This window comes from Oscillibacter sp., from assembly GCF_031978065.1.
Taxonomy (GTDB): domain Bacteria; phylum Bacillota; class Clostridia; order Oscillospirales; family Oscillospiraceae; genus Oscillibacter.
Genome location: NZ_DALZCH010000031.1, coordinates 17,778 through 31,064, shown reverse-complemented (window position 1 = coordinate 31,064; position 13,287 = coordinate 17,778). Strand labels below are relative to the sequence as shown.

The window sequence follows — 13,287 nt, the reverse complement described above, 5'->3', positions numbered from 1 at the left end:
AGTCTGCAATCTGACGGGAGAGGCCGTCCAGACGCTCCATTTTTTCATGAAGCTGCGGAAAAAGGAATTTGGAATCCTCTGACTTCACAAACGTGCGGACAAGCGAGTAAAGGCACTGCTCCAGCAGAATATTCGCCATGTTCTTTTTAAATGGAAGAGCGGATTTCCACTCGGTGCGAACCCGGGAAAGCAGCGTATAAAATTCCTCCTCCATTTGCAGAGTGCAGGGGATCTTCCCAAGCTCATTGGATAGCAGGTCATCCTGTATATAAAACTTTACGTCGATCATCCGCAGAACGCCTTCCTGAATTTCAAACAGCTCGTGTTCAAGCCCCGGAAGAATCAGAACGGAGCGCCCCGGAAAGAGCGGAATACGCTGCTGCTCAATTTCCATAATTCCTTTTCCGGACGTAATATAGTACAATTGATAGTAGTCATGGGAGTGGCGGTGGATTCCCCAATTTTTAGAGTAATCCAACATAAAAATCCAAAACACATTTACATTTGTCATAAAAAATCCCACACTTTCTAGTTGAATTTTACCACAAGGTTTTCGGAACGCAATAAAAAAGTGAAAATAATATAAAAAGCAGAAAAGTTAGATGAAAGACATTTGTAACAAGGCTTCCTATAATGAAGACAACGCAGGAAGAAAGAGAGATAACCTGCCACACCTGAAAAACGAAGGGAGAAACTCAAATGAAAAGAACATGTTCGCTGATTCTTGCGACCGCCATGCTGCTGACAACGCTCACTGCCTGCGGCAGCGGCTCCACACCGTCCGCGTCCTCCGCCTCGTCCCTCGCCGGCAGCTCCGGTGCCGCCGATGACGTCATCACCATCGTCTATGCCACTCCGGAAGCATCCGGTATGCCCACCGACACCATGTCCCAGTATGTCGCAAAGAAGATTCAGGAACGCTCCAACGGCCACATTGTCGTGGAGCTGCACAATGCCGGTACATTGGGCGGTGACACAGAGCTGGTCAGTCAGGTAATGGACGGCACCATTCCGCTGGTGGGTCTGAGCATTTCTGCTTTGAGCCAGTATACCGATCTTCTTGAGTGCACCCAGCTTCCGTTCCTGCTTAACAATTACGAAAAGGAAAAGGCCGCGCTGGACAGCGATGAATTTGCCGCGCTGATCAGCGAAGTGGAAACTTCTCTGAATCTGAAGTTTTTAGGTTCCGCCGAAAACGGCATGCGCCACTTTGCAACGAAAGACAAGCAGATTACCCAGTTGGAGGACCTGAAGGGCCTGAAGCTTCGCACAATGACCTCCAACATCATTCAGGACACCGTCAGCCGTCTGGGCGCAAATGTGACCACCGTGGCTTACAACGAGGTGTTCACCAGTCTGCAAAACGGCGTGATTGACGGCGAGGAGATCAACGTTACCTCTGCCGCTATGCAGAAGCACTACGAGGTCGTCAAATACTTCACGGAAATCGGCTTGTATCCCTTCCCCGCAGTCTATGTCATGAACGGCGATTACTGGAACAAGCTGTCTGCCGAGGATCAGGAGCTGATTTCGCAGGTATTTGCGGAAGGCCACGACAAGGCGTTTGAAGAATTCCTGCCCAAGACCGAAGCGCTGTGCAAATTAACTTGTGAAGAAGGCGGCGTGACCTTTAATACCATCGAAGACCTGACTCCGTTCCAAGATAAGGTTGCTGACCTTTACAGCGACTATTCCGCAAGGAACGAGAAGATTGCGGCCTTCGTGGAGATGGCGCAGAATCTCGGTTGATTTAAGCGGGTTTGAGAAAGGACATCCATGAAATTTTATAAAAAGGGAGTATCCCTGCTGCATACTCTGATGATGATTCTGGTTTCTACGGGCCTTGTCATTATGATTTGTGTGACAGCGCTGGAAGTGGTTCGCCGATATGTGTTCGGCCTGTCCTTTTCCTGGGCCGAAGAACTGGTGAAATATTTGATGATCATGGTGGCATTTTTCGGCGGAGCCGTGGCCTATCGTGACAAAGGGCTTGTTTCGCTGGACCTTTTGACCGGAAAGCTGTCTAAAAAGGCCCAGATCGTGATTGAGCTTTTGTCTGAGACGGTCGCCGTGGCGCTGATTGCCATGCTGTTCTGGTTTTCTTTGCAGTCGGTTCTGAAGCCCGGCGTTTACCGCCAGATCAGCATTGGACTCAAAGTCTCCATGGCAATTCCATGGGCGCCGCTGCCCATCGGCTTTGGCGCAATGCTCCTCTTTGCACCGGAGCATTATTATCAGCTCTTTTCAAGGCTTATGGGGAAGGACGGTGAGCAGGCATGACCGCTGCGTTAATCATTTTTGTTCTCACGCTGTTTTTGGGCGTGCCCATCGCATTTGTGCTGGCACTGACCGGCGTGATTCATCTGGGTATGATCGACCTTTCCTATCTTTCTGTCATCCCCCAGAGAATGTTCGCTGGTATCAACAGCTCCGGCCTGACCTGCATTCCGTTCTTTATTGTCGCCGGTGAGCTGATGAATGGCGGCGGCATCACCCGCAAACTGATGGACTTTGTCAAAGAGCTGGTGGGATATGTCAAAGGCGGACTTGCCTATGCCACGGTGGTCACCGCCGCAATCCTCTCCGCCATTTTGGGGTCGCCAAACGCGGTTTCTTCCATCCTCTGCAGCGTCATGCTGCCCGATCTGAAAAAAGACGGCTACGAAGAGGAGTTCGGCGGCGCCCTGATTGCGGCATCCGGCGTGCTGGGCCCCATCATTCCACCCAGCACCACCTTTGTGATTTTCGCCACACTGAGCGGCGTTTCCGTCAAGGGCCTGTTTATGGCGGGCATTGTTCCCGGAATTCTGATCGCGGTGTCTTATGCTGTGGTCGTCGCTCTGTATGTGAGAAGGCACAACCTGCCCCGGGCCATCGATCACATTGACTTCCGCCGGCTGGGAAAGTCTTTCGTGGTTGCCATTCCGGCGTTGATCGTCCCTCTGGTAATTGTCGGCGGTGTGATGATGGGCGCGTTTACCCCCACTGAGTCCGGTGCGGTTGCCTGTGTGGCGGCTATTCTTGCGGGCATGTTCTATCGGAGCTTTGATTTTAAGAAGGTTCCGCAGATGCTGCTCCGGGCTGGCAGCTCCTCCGCCGCCATCTTGTTTATTATTGCCGCCGGAAATATTCTCGGCTATTCCTTGGAGGTAGACAATGTTCCCAGCCGTGTAACGGCTGCGGTGTTGGCCCTGACCACCAATAAGTACGTCATTATTTTGCTTCTGCTGCTGGTAATGATTGTTGTCGGCTGCCTGATGGAGGCAACCGCCGCTATCACCATCTTCACCCCCGTAATGATGACCATTGTCACGGCCATCGGCATGGACTCTCTGCACTTCGGCCTGGTGTTCTGCATCATGATGACCATTGCCCTCATCACTCCGCCGGTGGGTATGGTGCTGTTTGTAACCTCAAATATTTCTAAAATCGAGCTGACCCGGCTGAACAAAGCAATTCTACCCTTCTGCGCCGCCGCCTTTGTTGTCACCTTTGCTCTGGCATATTTGCCGGACGTGGCGCTGTGGGTCCCCAGAATGTTTGGCTACACGGGCTGATGGAAAGGAACACTATGAAAGAGCTTTTAAATGGAATCATTGATCTGCACATTCACGCTGGCCCCTCGGTGGCCAAGCGCTCCGTGGACGCCATTGAAATGATGCAGGAGGCTGTGGACGCGGGGTATCGCGCCGCAGTCATCAAAGATCATTATTTTCCCACAATGATGAGCGCCACCATGGCACAGCAGCATTTCGGACAGGAGAAAACGCAGATGTTTGGCGGAATCGTGCTGAACAATTCCGTGGGCCTGTTCAATCTGAACGCGGTGGACGCCGCCTGCGCCATGGGAGCGAAGTTCGTCTGTATGCCAACGGTTTCCTCCAAGTGCCATATTAACGGACACAAGGGTGCGTTTCTCGGGGCGGGCAATACCAGTGCAGCAGAGAATCCCGTGTGCTATCTGAAAGAAAACGGAGAGTTGGACGCCAATCTTATTCAGGTTTTGGAGTATATGGCTAAAAAGCCGGAGGTCATTCTTTACACCGGCCACGGCACAGCTCCCGAGGTGGACGCGCTCATCCACAAGGCCGCGGAGCTTGGCATCCAGCGCATTTTGGTCAATCACCCGCATTTTCTGGTTCACGCCACCTATGAGCAGATGGCCTCCTGGGCAAAGCTTGGCGCGTTTATCGAGCTGAACGCCGGTGTGGTGAAGGGCATCGCAACTCTGAGCGAGCCTGTAGACATCTCCGTGGTGGGAAAGATGATCGAAGCGGTTCCGACGGACCGTCTCGTGGTCGACTCCGACTTTGGACAAAAGGTAAACGGCTCCCCTGTGGACGGCTTGTATCGCTTTATCTGCGCACTGATGAAGGTTCTCCATGTCACGCAGGAGCAGATTACCGCCATGACCAAAACCAACCCAGCCTGGCTGCTGGGACTTTAACGACAGGAGGCATCCATCATGGCTTATGAACCGAAGATTCTCAACTGGAACGACTGCAACTGGACGCCAGTGCGTGAGAAAATGCGCAATATGGCCTATCAGGCAGAAAATATGACCACCACTCTGACAGAGGCAATTCCCGGCCACACGCCGGGCCCGCATTCTCACAAATATGAGCAGCTTGTCTTCATCTTGCAGGGCGAGTGTGATTTTTACGTGGACGGACAGCCCCATCACCTCAAGCCCGGCAGCGTTATGGCGGTTCCCGGCGGCATCGAGCATTACATCGTTGCCACCGGCACGCAGCCCGTATTGAATCTGGATGTATTTTACCCCAACCGTCCCGAGCGGACGGAAAGCAAGCCTGCCGAAACGGAAGAAGAAAGGGCTGACATCAAGCTCTTCGGCATATGAGAACGGAGTTACGCCAAAAATGATATTTGAAAGCACAAAATCCCTGAAACGACGCCTTTCTGACGGGGAAATCCTGTTTGGCACCTTTTTTAAATTCAACACACCTCAACTGGCGGAAATGCTGGGCTACGCCGGAATGGATTTTATCATTGTGGACGGAGAGCACGGCGATTGCAGCTACGGCGAGATGCAAAACGTGGTCCGCGCTGCCAACAGCGTGGGCATGAGCGCGGTGGTACGCGTGCCCAACGCGCTGGATCAGAATATTTTTCATGCGGGAGACATGGGCGCACAGGGAATTCAGGTTCCCAACCTTCACACCGCCGAGGAGGCGGCAGAGGCTGTTCGCAAGATGCGCTATGCGCCCCGCGGAACCCGCGGCTTTGCCATGACCACCCGGGCGGGACAGTATACCTTTTGTCCAAAGGACGCGTTTTTAAAGTACACCAACGAAGAGTTGTTAAGCGTCATTATGGTGGAGAACACCCAGATGGCTCAACAGGTCCCGGAGCTTTGCAAAAACCCGGACATCGACCTGCTGTTCATCGGCACAGGCGACATGAGCCAGTCCGTCGGGGTTCTGGGTCAGCCGCTCCACGAAAACGTGCAGTCCGTGGTCGAACAGGTTGTCCGGGACGCCAAAGCCGGTGGAAAACCCGTGGGTATTATCGCGGGAACTCTGGAGGAAGCCAGGCACTATGTGGAGCTTGGCATTCAATACATTGCCTACGGCGCAGAAATCAATATGATTGCCTCTAAATTCCGTGAGGTCGTAGCAGATCTGGATGCTCTGCGTCCGGCAAAAAGGTAAAAACTTTTCCCGCCCAAACGCGCAGGCGTTTGGGCGGGAATTTTACAAGGAGAACAACATGAGCAGAATCAAAGCGGCCGTCTGCGGTACCGGCACAATCGGCGCCGGCATCGCAACCCTTCTCGCCGGAAACGGTGTGGAGACCACTGTAGTGGGCCACTCCGAAAGCGGTATTCAGCGCTGCCGGGAAACGGTGGCACAAAATCTGGCCGAACTGGAGCAGGCATCCAAGCTTACGGCAAAGCAGCGTGAAAAAATACTGTCCCTGCTGACGGTGACGCAGAACTACAATGACCTTTCCGGTTCGTCCTTTGTTTTCGAGGCGGTGGCAGAGGACATCGCAGTCAAGCGCTCGGTCTATCAAAAAGTTGAGGCGGTTTGTTCAGAGGAAACCATCCTTGCATCCACCACCTCCGCACTGCCGCCCCACGTCCTGTGTCAGGGCATGCGCCACCCGGCACGAATGCTGGTGGCGCATCCGTTTCAGCCCGCGCATCTGCTTCCGCTGTTTGAACTGGTGGGCAGCCCCAAGACAGACGCGGCGTCTTTTGCCAGCATGAAGACGTTTCTGGAAACAGCGCTGAACCGTCAGGTGGTTTGCCTTAACAGGGAAATTGAGGGCTTTATTGTCAATCGCATTGCGCAGGCCATGTTTCGAGAGTGCCTGTACCTGCTTGAAAACGGTGTTGCAAGCGCTGCGGAGCTGGATAAGGCCATTCATTACGCGGTGGGAATGCGGTATGCCTCCATTGGACTGCTGGAATATTTTGACGACGTGGGCTTTCCTCTGGAGCGTGATATTGCAAAGACTATTTATCCCACGCTGTGTGATGAAACCGACATTCAAAAGATTGTTCTGGATGGTCTTGAGAGTGGCCGGACCGGCATGAAGGCCGGAACGGGACTGTATTCGTGGACAGAGGACAACATCCGGGAGTTTAACGCGAGAAAAGAAGCGCCCTACCTGAATATATTCAACTGGAATGTGCCCACGGAATAACAATCCCTTTGAAAAAGCTTTCTGAATTTCTTTAAATTTGAGCCGCTTTGGATGGTCAATCTCAGCATTTGTAAAGTACTCGTCAAATGCAATGGGCTTCGTAAAAACACAAATTTGCATAAAAAGCAGTTCTAAAATATTTGCAAACGCAATAAGCAGGATTTGTCACCCGGTTTTAATCGAATGATAAATCCTGTTTTTCTGTGTTCGTCTCTCGATGAAATCGCCCATACGAATCATTTTATCTTGTTCCTTCCCTGCCAATCCGGCACCGGCACGCCTTGCTTTCGGCAAATCCACAATTCTCTCTTCTTTTTGTAATATGCGCCAATGCTGGGCAGGAGGCAAATCTTTTTCTTAATAAATTTGTACAAAAAAACTTTTCATTTCTTCTAGAATATACTTGACAATTTATATCCAGAATAGTAGAGTGGAAAAGGAAAAGGAGATGAAACATTGCTTCTTACAAAGGAAACGGATTACGCTCTGCGGATTTTGCGGGTACTTGCGGACGAGGAGCGGGCCACTGCGGCGCAGCTTGCCCGGGGAGAACAGATTCCCCAGCAGTTTGCCTACAAAATTTTAAAAAAGCTTGAAAAAGGCGGAATTGTCCGAATTTTACGCGGAGCGGATGGCGGCTATATTTTGGCGGCCAAGCTGGAACAGGTGTCGCTTTTCCGGCTGATGCAGGTCATGGAAGAGGATTCCTTCATCAGCCCATGTATGAATCCAGACTATCAGTGCCTTTGGTGCAAGGCGCACGGAAACACCGTCTGCCGCGCGCATATCAATTTAACCTCCATTCAGAAAAAGCTGGATCAGGAACTGGAAACTCACAGCCTTCAGGAGATTTTATTCGACGGGTAATTATTTTTTGCGCTTTCAAAGTGGACATATTTTGTCAAATATGGTGGTCAATTAAAAAGGGGGAAGCAGTATGTTATTCACGACCACGCAGCAGCAGGAAAAGCTTCGTGCCAAGGTCCGAGCGTTTGCGGAAGAGGAGATTAAGCCCCTCGCCTTCCTCATGGACAAGGAAAACCAGTTTCCCGATGAAGCGGTGGCAACTCTGGGAAAAATGGGGCTGATGGGCATTCCCTTCCCGAAGGAGTATGGCGGAGCGGGGCTGGACATGATCAGCTATGCCGTCGCGGTAGAGGAGCTGTCCCGGGTTGACGGCGGCTCCGGCGTCATTCTGTCGGCGCACACGTCCTTGGGCACCTGGCCTATCTTTGGGTTCGGCACCGAGGAGCAGAAGAAGAAGTATCTCATCCCGTTGTGTAAGGGAGAGAAAATCGGCGCATTCGGTCTGACCGAGCAAAACGCAGGCTCCGACGCGGGCGGGACGGAAACCACCGCAGTGGATAAGGGCGACCATTATCTACTGAACGGCGGAAAAATTTTCATTACCAACGCGCCCAAGGCCGATACATACATTGTTTTTGCAGTAACCACCCCCGACATCGGCGTGAAAGGAATCTCTGCCTTTATCGTGGAAAGGGGCTGGAAGGGCTTTGAGTTTGGCGACCACTACGACAAAATGGGCATTCGGTCTTCCTCCACCGCGGAACTGATTTTCAACGACGTGAAGGTTCCCAAGGAAAATCTGCTGGGCAAAGAGGGCGAGGGCTTTAAAATCGCCATGGCCACGCTGGATGGCGGACGCATCGGCATCGCGGCGCAGGCGTTGGGCATTGCGCAGGGCGCGTTCGAGCAGGCGGTGAGCTATGGCAAGGAGCGTGTCCAGTTCGGTAAGCCCATCGGCTTCCAGCAGGCCATTTCCTTCAAAATCGCGGACATGGCAACCAAACTGCGCACGGCGCGGTTCCTTGTCTATTCGGCGGCAGAGTTGAAGGAGAACCACGAGCCCTTCGGCATGGAATCCGCCATGGCCAAGCAGTATGCCTCCGACATTGCATTGGAGGTCACCAACGACGCGCTCCAGATTTTCGGCGGCAGCGGCTACCTCAAGGGCATGGAGGTTGAGCGGATGTACCGCGACGCGAAAATCACCACCATCTATGAGGGCACCAACGAGATTCAGCGGGTGGTCATCGCTTCGCACATTCTGGGAAAGCCTCCCAAGGAGGAGACCGCTTCCTCCAGCCGCTCCAAAAGGCCCGCGCCCATCACCGGAATCCGGAAAAAGCAGATTTTCCGGGACGGGGCCGCCACGGAGCAGGTTTCCGCATTGGTGGATGCGCTGAAAAAGGACGGCTTTGACTTTGCTGTGGGGATTCCTCTGGATACGCCCATCGTGCAGGCAGAGCGCGTGGTTTCCGCAGGCAAGGGCATCGGAGACAAGGAAAACATGCTTCTGGTGGAGAATCTGGCCAAGGCCGCAGGCGCCGCAATCGGCTCCTCCCGCCCTGTGGCTGAAACGCTGAAGTATCTGCCGCTCAACCGCTACGTTGGTATGTCCGGCCAGAAATTCACCGGCAACCTCTATATCGCCTGCGGTATTTCCGGGGCCAGCCAGCATCTTAAAGGCATTAAGGACGCGGGAATCATCGTGGCGGTCAACAAAAACGGCAACGCTCCGATTTTTAAGAACTGCGACTACGGCATCGTGGGCGACGTGAATGAAATTCTGCCCCTGCTCACCGCCGCGCTGGACACCGGCGACAAGCAGCCCGCCCCTCCCATGGTGAAGATGAAGCGCCCCCGTATGCCCAAGCCGGAGCCCATTGGCCCCCGCTATGTTTGCAGCGGCTGCGGCTATGAATATGTGCCTGAGTTTGGCGACATGGAGGGCGAAATCGCGCCGGGTACGCAGTTCAAGGATCTGCCGGAAGACTGGGCCTGCCCTGAGTGTGCCGAGTCCAAGGACCAATTCATTCAGGCTTAAAACCGAAGGGAGGAAAAAACATGTATAGTGTAAGAAATGTAACCGAGGACGTATACTGGGTAGGGGCCAACGATCATCGCCTTTCTCTGTTTGAAAATGCATATCCCATTCCCAGAGGTGTTTCCTATAACTCCTATCTTTTGATGGATGAAAAGACCGCCCTGTTTGACACGGTGGATTGGTCCAGCTGCCGTCAGCTTCTTGAAAACATGGAACACGTTTTGGTGGGCCGCCCGCTGGATTATCTTGTTATCAATCATCTGGAGCCAGACCACGCAGGCTCTATTGAAGAAATTTTGCTCCGGTGGCCCAATGTGGTGATTATCAGCAACGAAAAGGCCTTCATGATGATGCGCCAGTTCAAGTTCCCGGTGGATGAGCACACTGTCGTCGAGGTGAAGGAAGGCGATATCTTCAGCTTCGGGAAGCATGTGGTTACATTTGTGTTTGCCCCCATGGTCCATTGGCCGGAGGTCATGGTGACTTTTGACACCACCGACGGCGTGCTCTTCTCCGCCGACGCGTTCGGAACCTTTGGTGCGCTGGACGGGAAGCTGTTTGCCGACGAGGTGGACTTTGACCGGGACTGGCTGGACGACGCCCGCCGGTATCTGACCAACATCGTTGGGAAATACGGCCCTCACATTCAGCTCATTCTGAAAAAGGCCGGAGGCATCCTCAACCAGATCAAATACATCTGCCCGCTTCACGGACCGGTGTGGCGCAAGGACCTGATGTATTTTATCCAGAAGTACGATACGTGGAGCCGCTATGAGCCGGAGGAGAAAGGCGTGATGATTGTATACGCCTCCATGTACGGCAATACGGAGTCCGCCGCCCAGGCGCTGGCCGCGCGGCTGTGCGACAAGGGCATGACGAAGGTCGCCATCTATGACGTCTCCTCCACAGACGTCTCTCAGCTTATCTCGGAAACCTTTAAGTACAGCCATCTGGTGCTTGCCTCGGTGACGTATAACCTTGGGATTTATCCGGCGATGCACAATTTTCTCATGGATATGAAGGCGCTGAACGTGCAAAGCCGCACCGTGGCCATTATGGAAAATGGGTCTTGGGCCATCAAGTCCGGCGATCTGATGCAGAAGTTCCTCGACGAGGAGATGAAGAATATGACCGTGCTGAACGAGCGGGTGAGCATGGCTTCCTCTCTGCACGAGGACAAGGCATTTGAGCTGGAAACGCTGGCGGACGCCATCATGGAATCCATGCAGTAAGACCCGCGGACTCAGCTCCCTCCCCCAATATTGTTAAATGCGCAAGAAAACGGGACCTGTCGCAAGCCTAAGGCTCGCGACAGATCCCGCTTTTATCTGCATTTTTGCATCTGTTTGCCGCGTGTGCCGGATATCTGTTTAACCACTTTTTTAAGCAGCAAATATTACGAAAACCATTGCGGTCGGACTTCACCTCTCGGGCTTCCCTTCTGAAGGCGCAGATGATTCGCCGCTCTCCTCCCGGCAAAAGACCGCAAAAAAGCACAGCCGGGCGGCGGCGAAAGTCAGGGCGTCTCTTGAAGCGCGTGGTAACGGGTGGTCACGTTCCGGATAAACTCCTGCTCAGAATCCGACAGTATTGCCCCTTTACGGGTGATCAGGCCGAACTCCAACCGCTCCTTGCAGTTTTGAATGGGGATGGAGACGCACTGATATAGAGAATCCTGCGTGGAAAAGCCCTGAATCCCAATCGTATAAAAATCACTCTCGGAAATCAGGTGCATCAGCGCCGCCCGCCCATACACATAGATGATGCGGGAGGAATTGTTCAGATCGGTCTGATGGTCTTCCGTGGAAATATTATAAATGAAATCCTCATACTGTCCTATATAGCGGACAAACCCATAGTCCCTCAAATTCTTCAGCGTGACGGGAATGTTCCTGCGCAGAAGCTCGTGGTTTTTGGACACGACGATGTGCGGCGCCATAGTGACCAGCGGCGTCAGTTCCAGCCCTTTTTCCGAAAGAAGCTTGTGAAAGCGCTCTGCCTCATGGCTTGCAAAGTGAATGCACCCTACATCGCAAACGCATTCCTCCACATCCGACACCACATCCAGCGTGGTCCCCTCGTTCAGAAAATAAGTAAATTTAGGAAGACGCTGGCGGCGGGTGCACACCTCGTTAAAGCTTTCCATCGTGTGGGTAAATTTGGTCATGGAGAGTCTCATGCAGTCCCCCTCCGGTTCCGTCCGGCAGGAGACCTGCTTAAGGCTCTCCATCTCCTTGAGAATGACCTTGGAGTGCTCCAAAAAGGCTTGTCCCTCCGCTGTGAGCGTAACTCCCTGCTTGGTCCGCTGAAACAGGGGCACTCCCGCGTCCGTCTCCATGTCCCGAATGATGTGGCTGAGATGTGGCTGGGAAATGTATAACTCCTGCGCCGCGCGGTTGATTGACCCATAACGGGCCACCGCGCAGAAAAACTCCAGATGCTTGATATCCATGCTGCTCTCTCCTTTATCCCGGCACACACGCCGGGGCGTGCGTCCGCCCGGACAAGCTGGCCCTCGCCTTCCCCCTTTTGCATATATTCTCTATTATAGCGCATTTTTTAAACAAATGATGCAGTGATTTAGTATGCGAAATCGACAAAGAATTTTTGGCAAATCAGTCGAATTTGCTATAACGCCTGCTGCATAACCCTATCGGAGATTGCTATTATACATTTGCCAAAAATTATGCTAGGATATCGATAAATATAAGGCATTTTGTCTAACTCCGCCATCAAATTTAAAGGCGAAACAACAGAAAAAGGGAGAATGATTTCCGATGGCTCGCAATGAACTGATTGAAAAAACGCTGGTTGATGCGATGGATTATGCCCGCACCTTCCTTCACACAGGAAAGGTGGCGACCTATATCCCGGAGCTTGCCAAAGGATATCCCGACAAACTGGGGGCCTGCGTCATCACCACCGACGGGGAGATTTATTCCGCAGGCGACTGGCATCAGGAATTTACCATCCAGAGCATTTCCAAAACCCTCACCCTTATCATGGCTTTGCAGACGGCGGGTTATGACAGGGTGTTCAGCAAGGTGGGGGTGGAGCCGACCGGCGACGCATTTAATTCGCTGGTGCGGCTGGAAACGAAAAACACCCATCCTCTCAATCCCATGATTAACGCGGGCGCCATTGCCACCGCCGACTGCTGCATGGACAGTAAGGACCCCTCCGGGGATTTTCTAACGCTCACCCGAAAACTTTGCCGCAGGGATACCATTCATCTGGACGAAGCGGTGTTTCAGTCGGAAAAAAAGGCGGGGATGCGCAACCGTTCCATGGCATACCTCATGCAGGGCGACAATATTCTGGAACATGACGCCGAAGACGTGGTGGACCTGTATTTCTGGATGTGTTCGCTGAGCGTGAACGTGGAGGATTTGGCAAACTATGCGCTGATTCTGGCCAACAACGGCGTGGACCCCCGCACCGGCGAGACGCTTTTGGAGGACTGGATTGTGCGCATTGTGAAAACCCTGATGGTGACCTGTGGAATGTATGACGCCTCCGGGGAGTTTGCCATGAAGGTGGGCATCCCGGCCAAGAGCGGCGTGGGCGGCGGCATCATGGGAACCGTGGAACGGAAAATGGGGCTGGCGGCCTTCAATCCGGCGCTGGACCCCAAGGGAAACAGCGTGGGCGCATACCGTGTGCTGGAATATCTTTCGCATTATTTGGGACTTCACTATTTCTCCGGCTCCGGTTATACGGTATAATTAAAAATCGCGGCCAACGGCTCCGCACATAGCTTGCCGCGT

The 13,287-nt window shown here is 53.0% G+C and carries 13 protein-coding genes; 11 read left to right on the top strand and 2 right to left on the bottom strand.

All coding sequences use genetic code 11. The annotated features are described in order from the left end of the window. A partial coding sequence (locus RTK01_RS06600) for an AraC family ligand binding domain-containing protein (protein WP_312280215.1) occupies positions 1-481 on the bottom strand: 481 nt, incomplete at its 3' end. Positions 482-699: 218 nt separating this feature from the next. Between RTK01_RS06600 and dctP the strand changes: the two genes are divergently transcribed. From dctP to RTK01_RS06550, 10 genes are all read left to right on the top strand, one after another. After that, positions 700-1,749 (top strand): TRAP transporter substrate-binding protein DctP, encoded by a 1,050-nt coding sequence (gene dctP, locus RTK01_RS06595; protein WP_312280214.1) that lies wholly within the window; start codon positions 700-702, stop codon positions 1,747-1,749. Between the two features lie 27 nt (positions 1,750-1,776). Continuing rightward, on the top strand, positions 1,777-2,280 hold the full coding sequence (locus RTK01_RS06590) for a TRAP transporter small permease (protein WP_312280213.1): 504 nt from the start codon (positions 1,777-1,779) through the stop codon (positions 2,278-2,280). Next, positions 2,277-3,557 (top strand): TRAP transporter large permease, encoded by a 1,281-nt coding sequence (locus RTK01_RS06585; RefSeq protein WP_312280212.1) that lies wholly within the window; start codon positions 2,277-2,279, stop codon positions 3,555-3,557. The genes RTK01_RS06590 and RTK01_RS06585 overlap by 4 nt, the downstream gene beginning before the upstream one ends. Before the next feature lie 14 nt (positions 3,558-3,571). Further along, positions 3,572-4,447 carry a DUF6282 family protein gene (locus tag RTK01_RS06580; RefSeq protein ID WP_312280211.1) on the top strand — a complete coding sequence of 292 codons (876 nt, stop codon included), beginning with the start codon at positions 3,572-3,574 and terminating at the stop codon, positions 4,445-4,447. Between the two features lie 18 nt (positions 4,448-4,465). Further along, positions 4,466-4,861 carry a cupin domain-containing protein gene (locus RTK01_RS06575; RefSeq protein ID WP_312280210.1) on the top strand — a complete coding sequence of 132 codons (396 nt, stop codon included), beginning with the start codon at positions 4,466-4,468 and terminating at the stop codon, positions 4,859-4,861. Positions 4,862-4,880: 19 nt separating this feature from the next. After that, on the top strand, positions 4,881-5,672 hold the full coding sequence (locus RTK01_RS06570; RefSeq protein ID WP_312280209.1) for an aldolase/citrate lyase family protein: 792 nt from the start codon (positions 4,881-4,883) through the stop codon (positions 5,670-5,672). 58 nt (positions 5,673-5,730) lie between these two features. After that, positions 5,731-6,672 carry a 3-hydroxyacyl-CoA dehydrogenase family protein gene (locus RTK01_RS06565; protein ID WP_312280208.1) on the top strand — a complete coding sequence of 314 codons (942 nt, stop codon included), beginning with the start codon at positions 5,731-5,733 and terminating at the stop codon, positions 6,670-6,672. A 456-nt stretch (positions 6,673-7,128) separates the two neighbouring features. After that, positions 7,129-7,539 carry an Rrf2 family transcriptional regulator gene (locus tag RTK01_RS06560; RefSeq protein ID WP_312280207.1) on the top strand — a complete coding sequence of 137 codons (411 nt, stop codon included), beginning with the start codon at positions 7,129-7,131 and terminating at the stop codon, positions 7,537-7,539. Between the two features lie 70 nt (positions 7,540-7,609). Continuing rightward, positions 7,610-9,520, top strand: coding sequence for an acyl-CoA dehydrogenase family protein (locus tag RTK01_RS06555; RefSeq protein ID WP_312280206.1), 1,911 nt, complete (start codon positions 7,610-7,612; stop codon positions 9,518-9,520). A 20-nt stretch (positions 9,521-9,540) separates the two neighbouring features. Then, a complete protein-coding gene (locus RTK01_RS06550; RefSeq protein ID WP_312280205.1) occupies positions 9,541-10,752 on the top strand; it encodes an FprA family A-type flavoprotein in 1,212 nt (403 codons plus the stop codon). A gap of 284 nt (positions 10,753-11,036) precedes the next feature. Here RTK01_RS06550 and RTK01_RS06545 read toward each other — a convergent pair whose 3' ends face one another. Next, positions 11,037-11,972: a LysR family transcriptional regulator gene (locus tag RTK01_RS06545; protein ID WP_312280204.1), complete on the bottom strand. Its 936-nt coding sequence runs from the start codon at positions 11,970-11,972 to the stop codon at positions 11,037-11,039. A gap of 325 nt (positions 11,973-12,297) precedes the next feature. Here RTK01_RS06545 and glsA point away from each other — a divergent pair, with 325 nt between their 5' ends. Then, positions 12,298-13,245, top strand: coding sequence for a glutaminase A (gene glsA / locus RTK01_RS06540; protein ID WP_312280203.1), 948 nt, complete (start codon positions 12,298-12,300; stop codon positions 13,243-13,245). Positions 13,246-13,287 lie beyond the last annotated feature (42 nt).

Bases quoted from the DNA above. Each gene is read 5' to 3' on its own strand.
- RTK01_RS06580 (WP_312280211.1), top strand. From the start codon at position 3,572: ATGAAAGAGCTTTTAAATGGAATCATTGATCTGCACATTCACGCTGGC.
- dctP (WP_312280214.1), top strand. From the start codon at position 700: ATGAAAAGAACATGTTCGCTGATTCTTGCGACCGCCATGCTGCTGACA.
- RTK01_RS06570 (WP_312280209.1), top strand. From the start codon at position 4,881: ATGATATTTGAAAGCACAAAATCCCTGAAACGACGCCTTTCTGACGGG.
- RTK01_RS06565 (WP_312280208.1), top strand. From the start codon at position 5,731: ATGAGCAGAATCAAAGCGGCCGTCTGCGGTACCGGCACAATCGGCGCC.
- RTK01_RS06575 (WP_312280210.1), top strand. From the start codon at position 4,466: ATGGCTTATGAACCGAAGATTCTCAACTGGAACGACTGCAACTGGACG.
- RTK01_RS06545 (WP_312280204.1), bottom strand. From the start codon at position 11,972: ATGGATATCAAGCATCTGGAGTTTTTCTGCGCGGTGGCCCGTTATGGG.
- RTK01_RS06555 (WP_312280206.1), top strand. From the start codon at position 7,610: ATGTTATTCACGACCACGCAGCAGCAGGAAAAGCTTCGTGCCAAGGTC.
- RTK01_RS06585 (WP_312280212.1), top strand. From the start codon at position 2,277: ATGACCGCTGCGTTAATCATTTTTGTTCTCACGCTGTTTTTGGGCGTG.
- RTK01_RS06550 (WP_312280205.1), top strand. From the start codon at position 9,541: ATGTATAGTGTAAGAAATGTAACCGAGGACGTATACTGGGTAGGGGCC.
- glsA (WP_312280203.1), top strand. From the start codon at position 12,298: ATGGCTCGCAATGAACTGATTGAAAAAACGCTGGTTGATGCGATGGAT.
- RTK01_RS06590 (WP_312280213.1), top strand. From the start codon at position 1,777: ATGAAATTTTATAAAAAGGGAGTATCCCTGCTGCATACTCTGATGATG.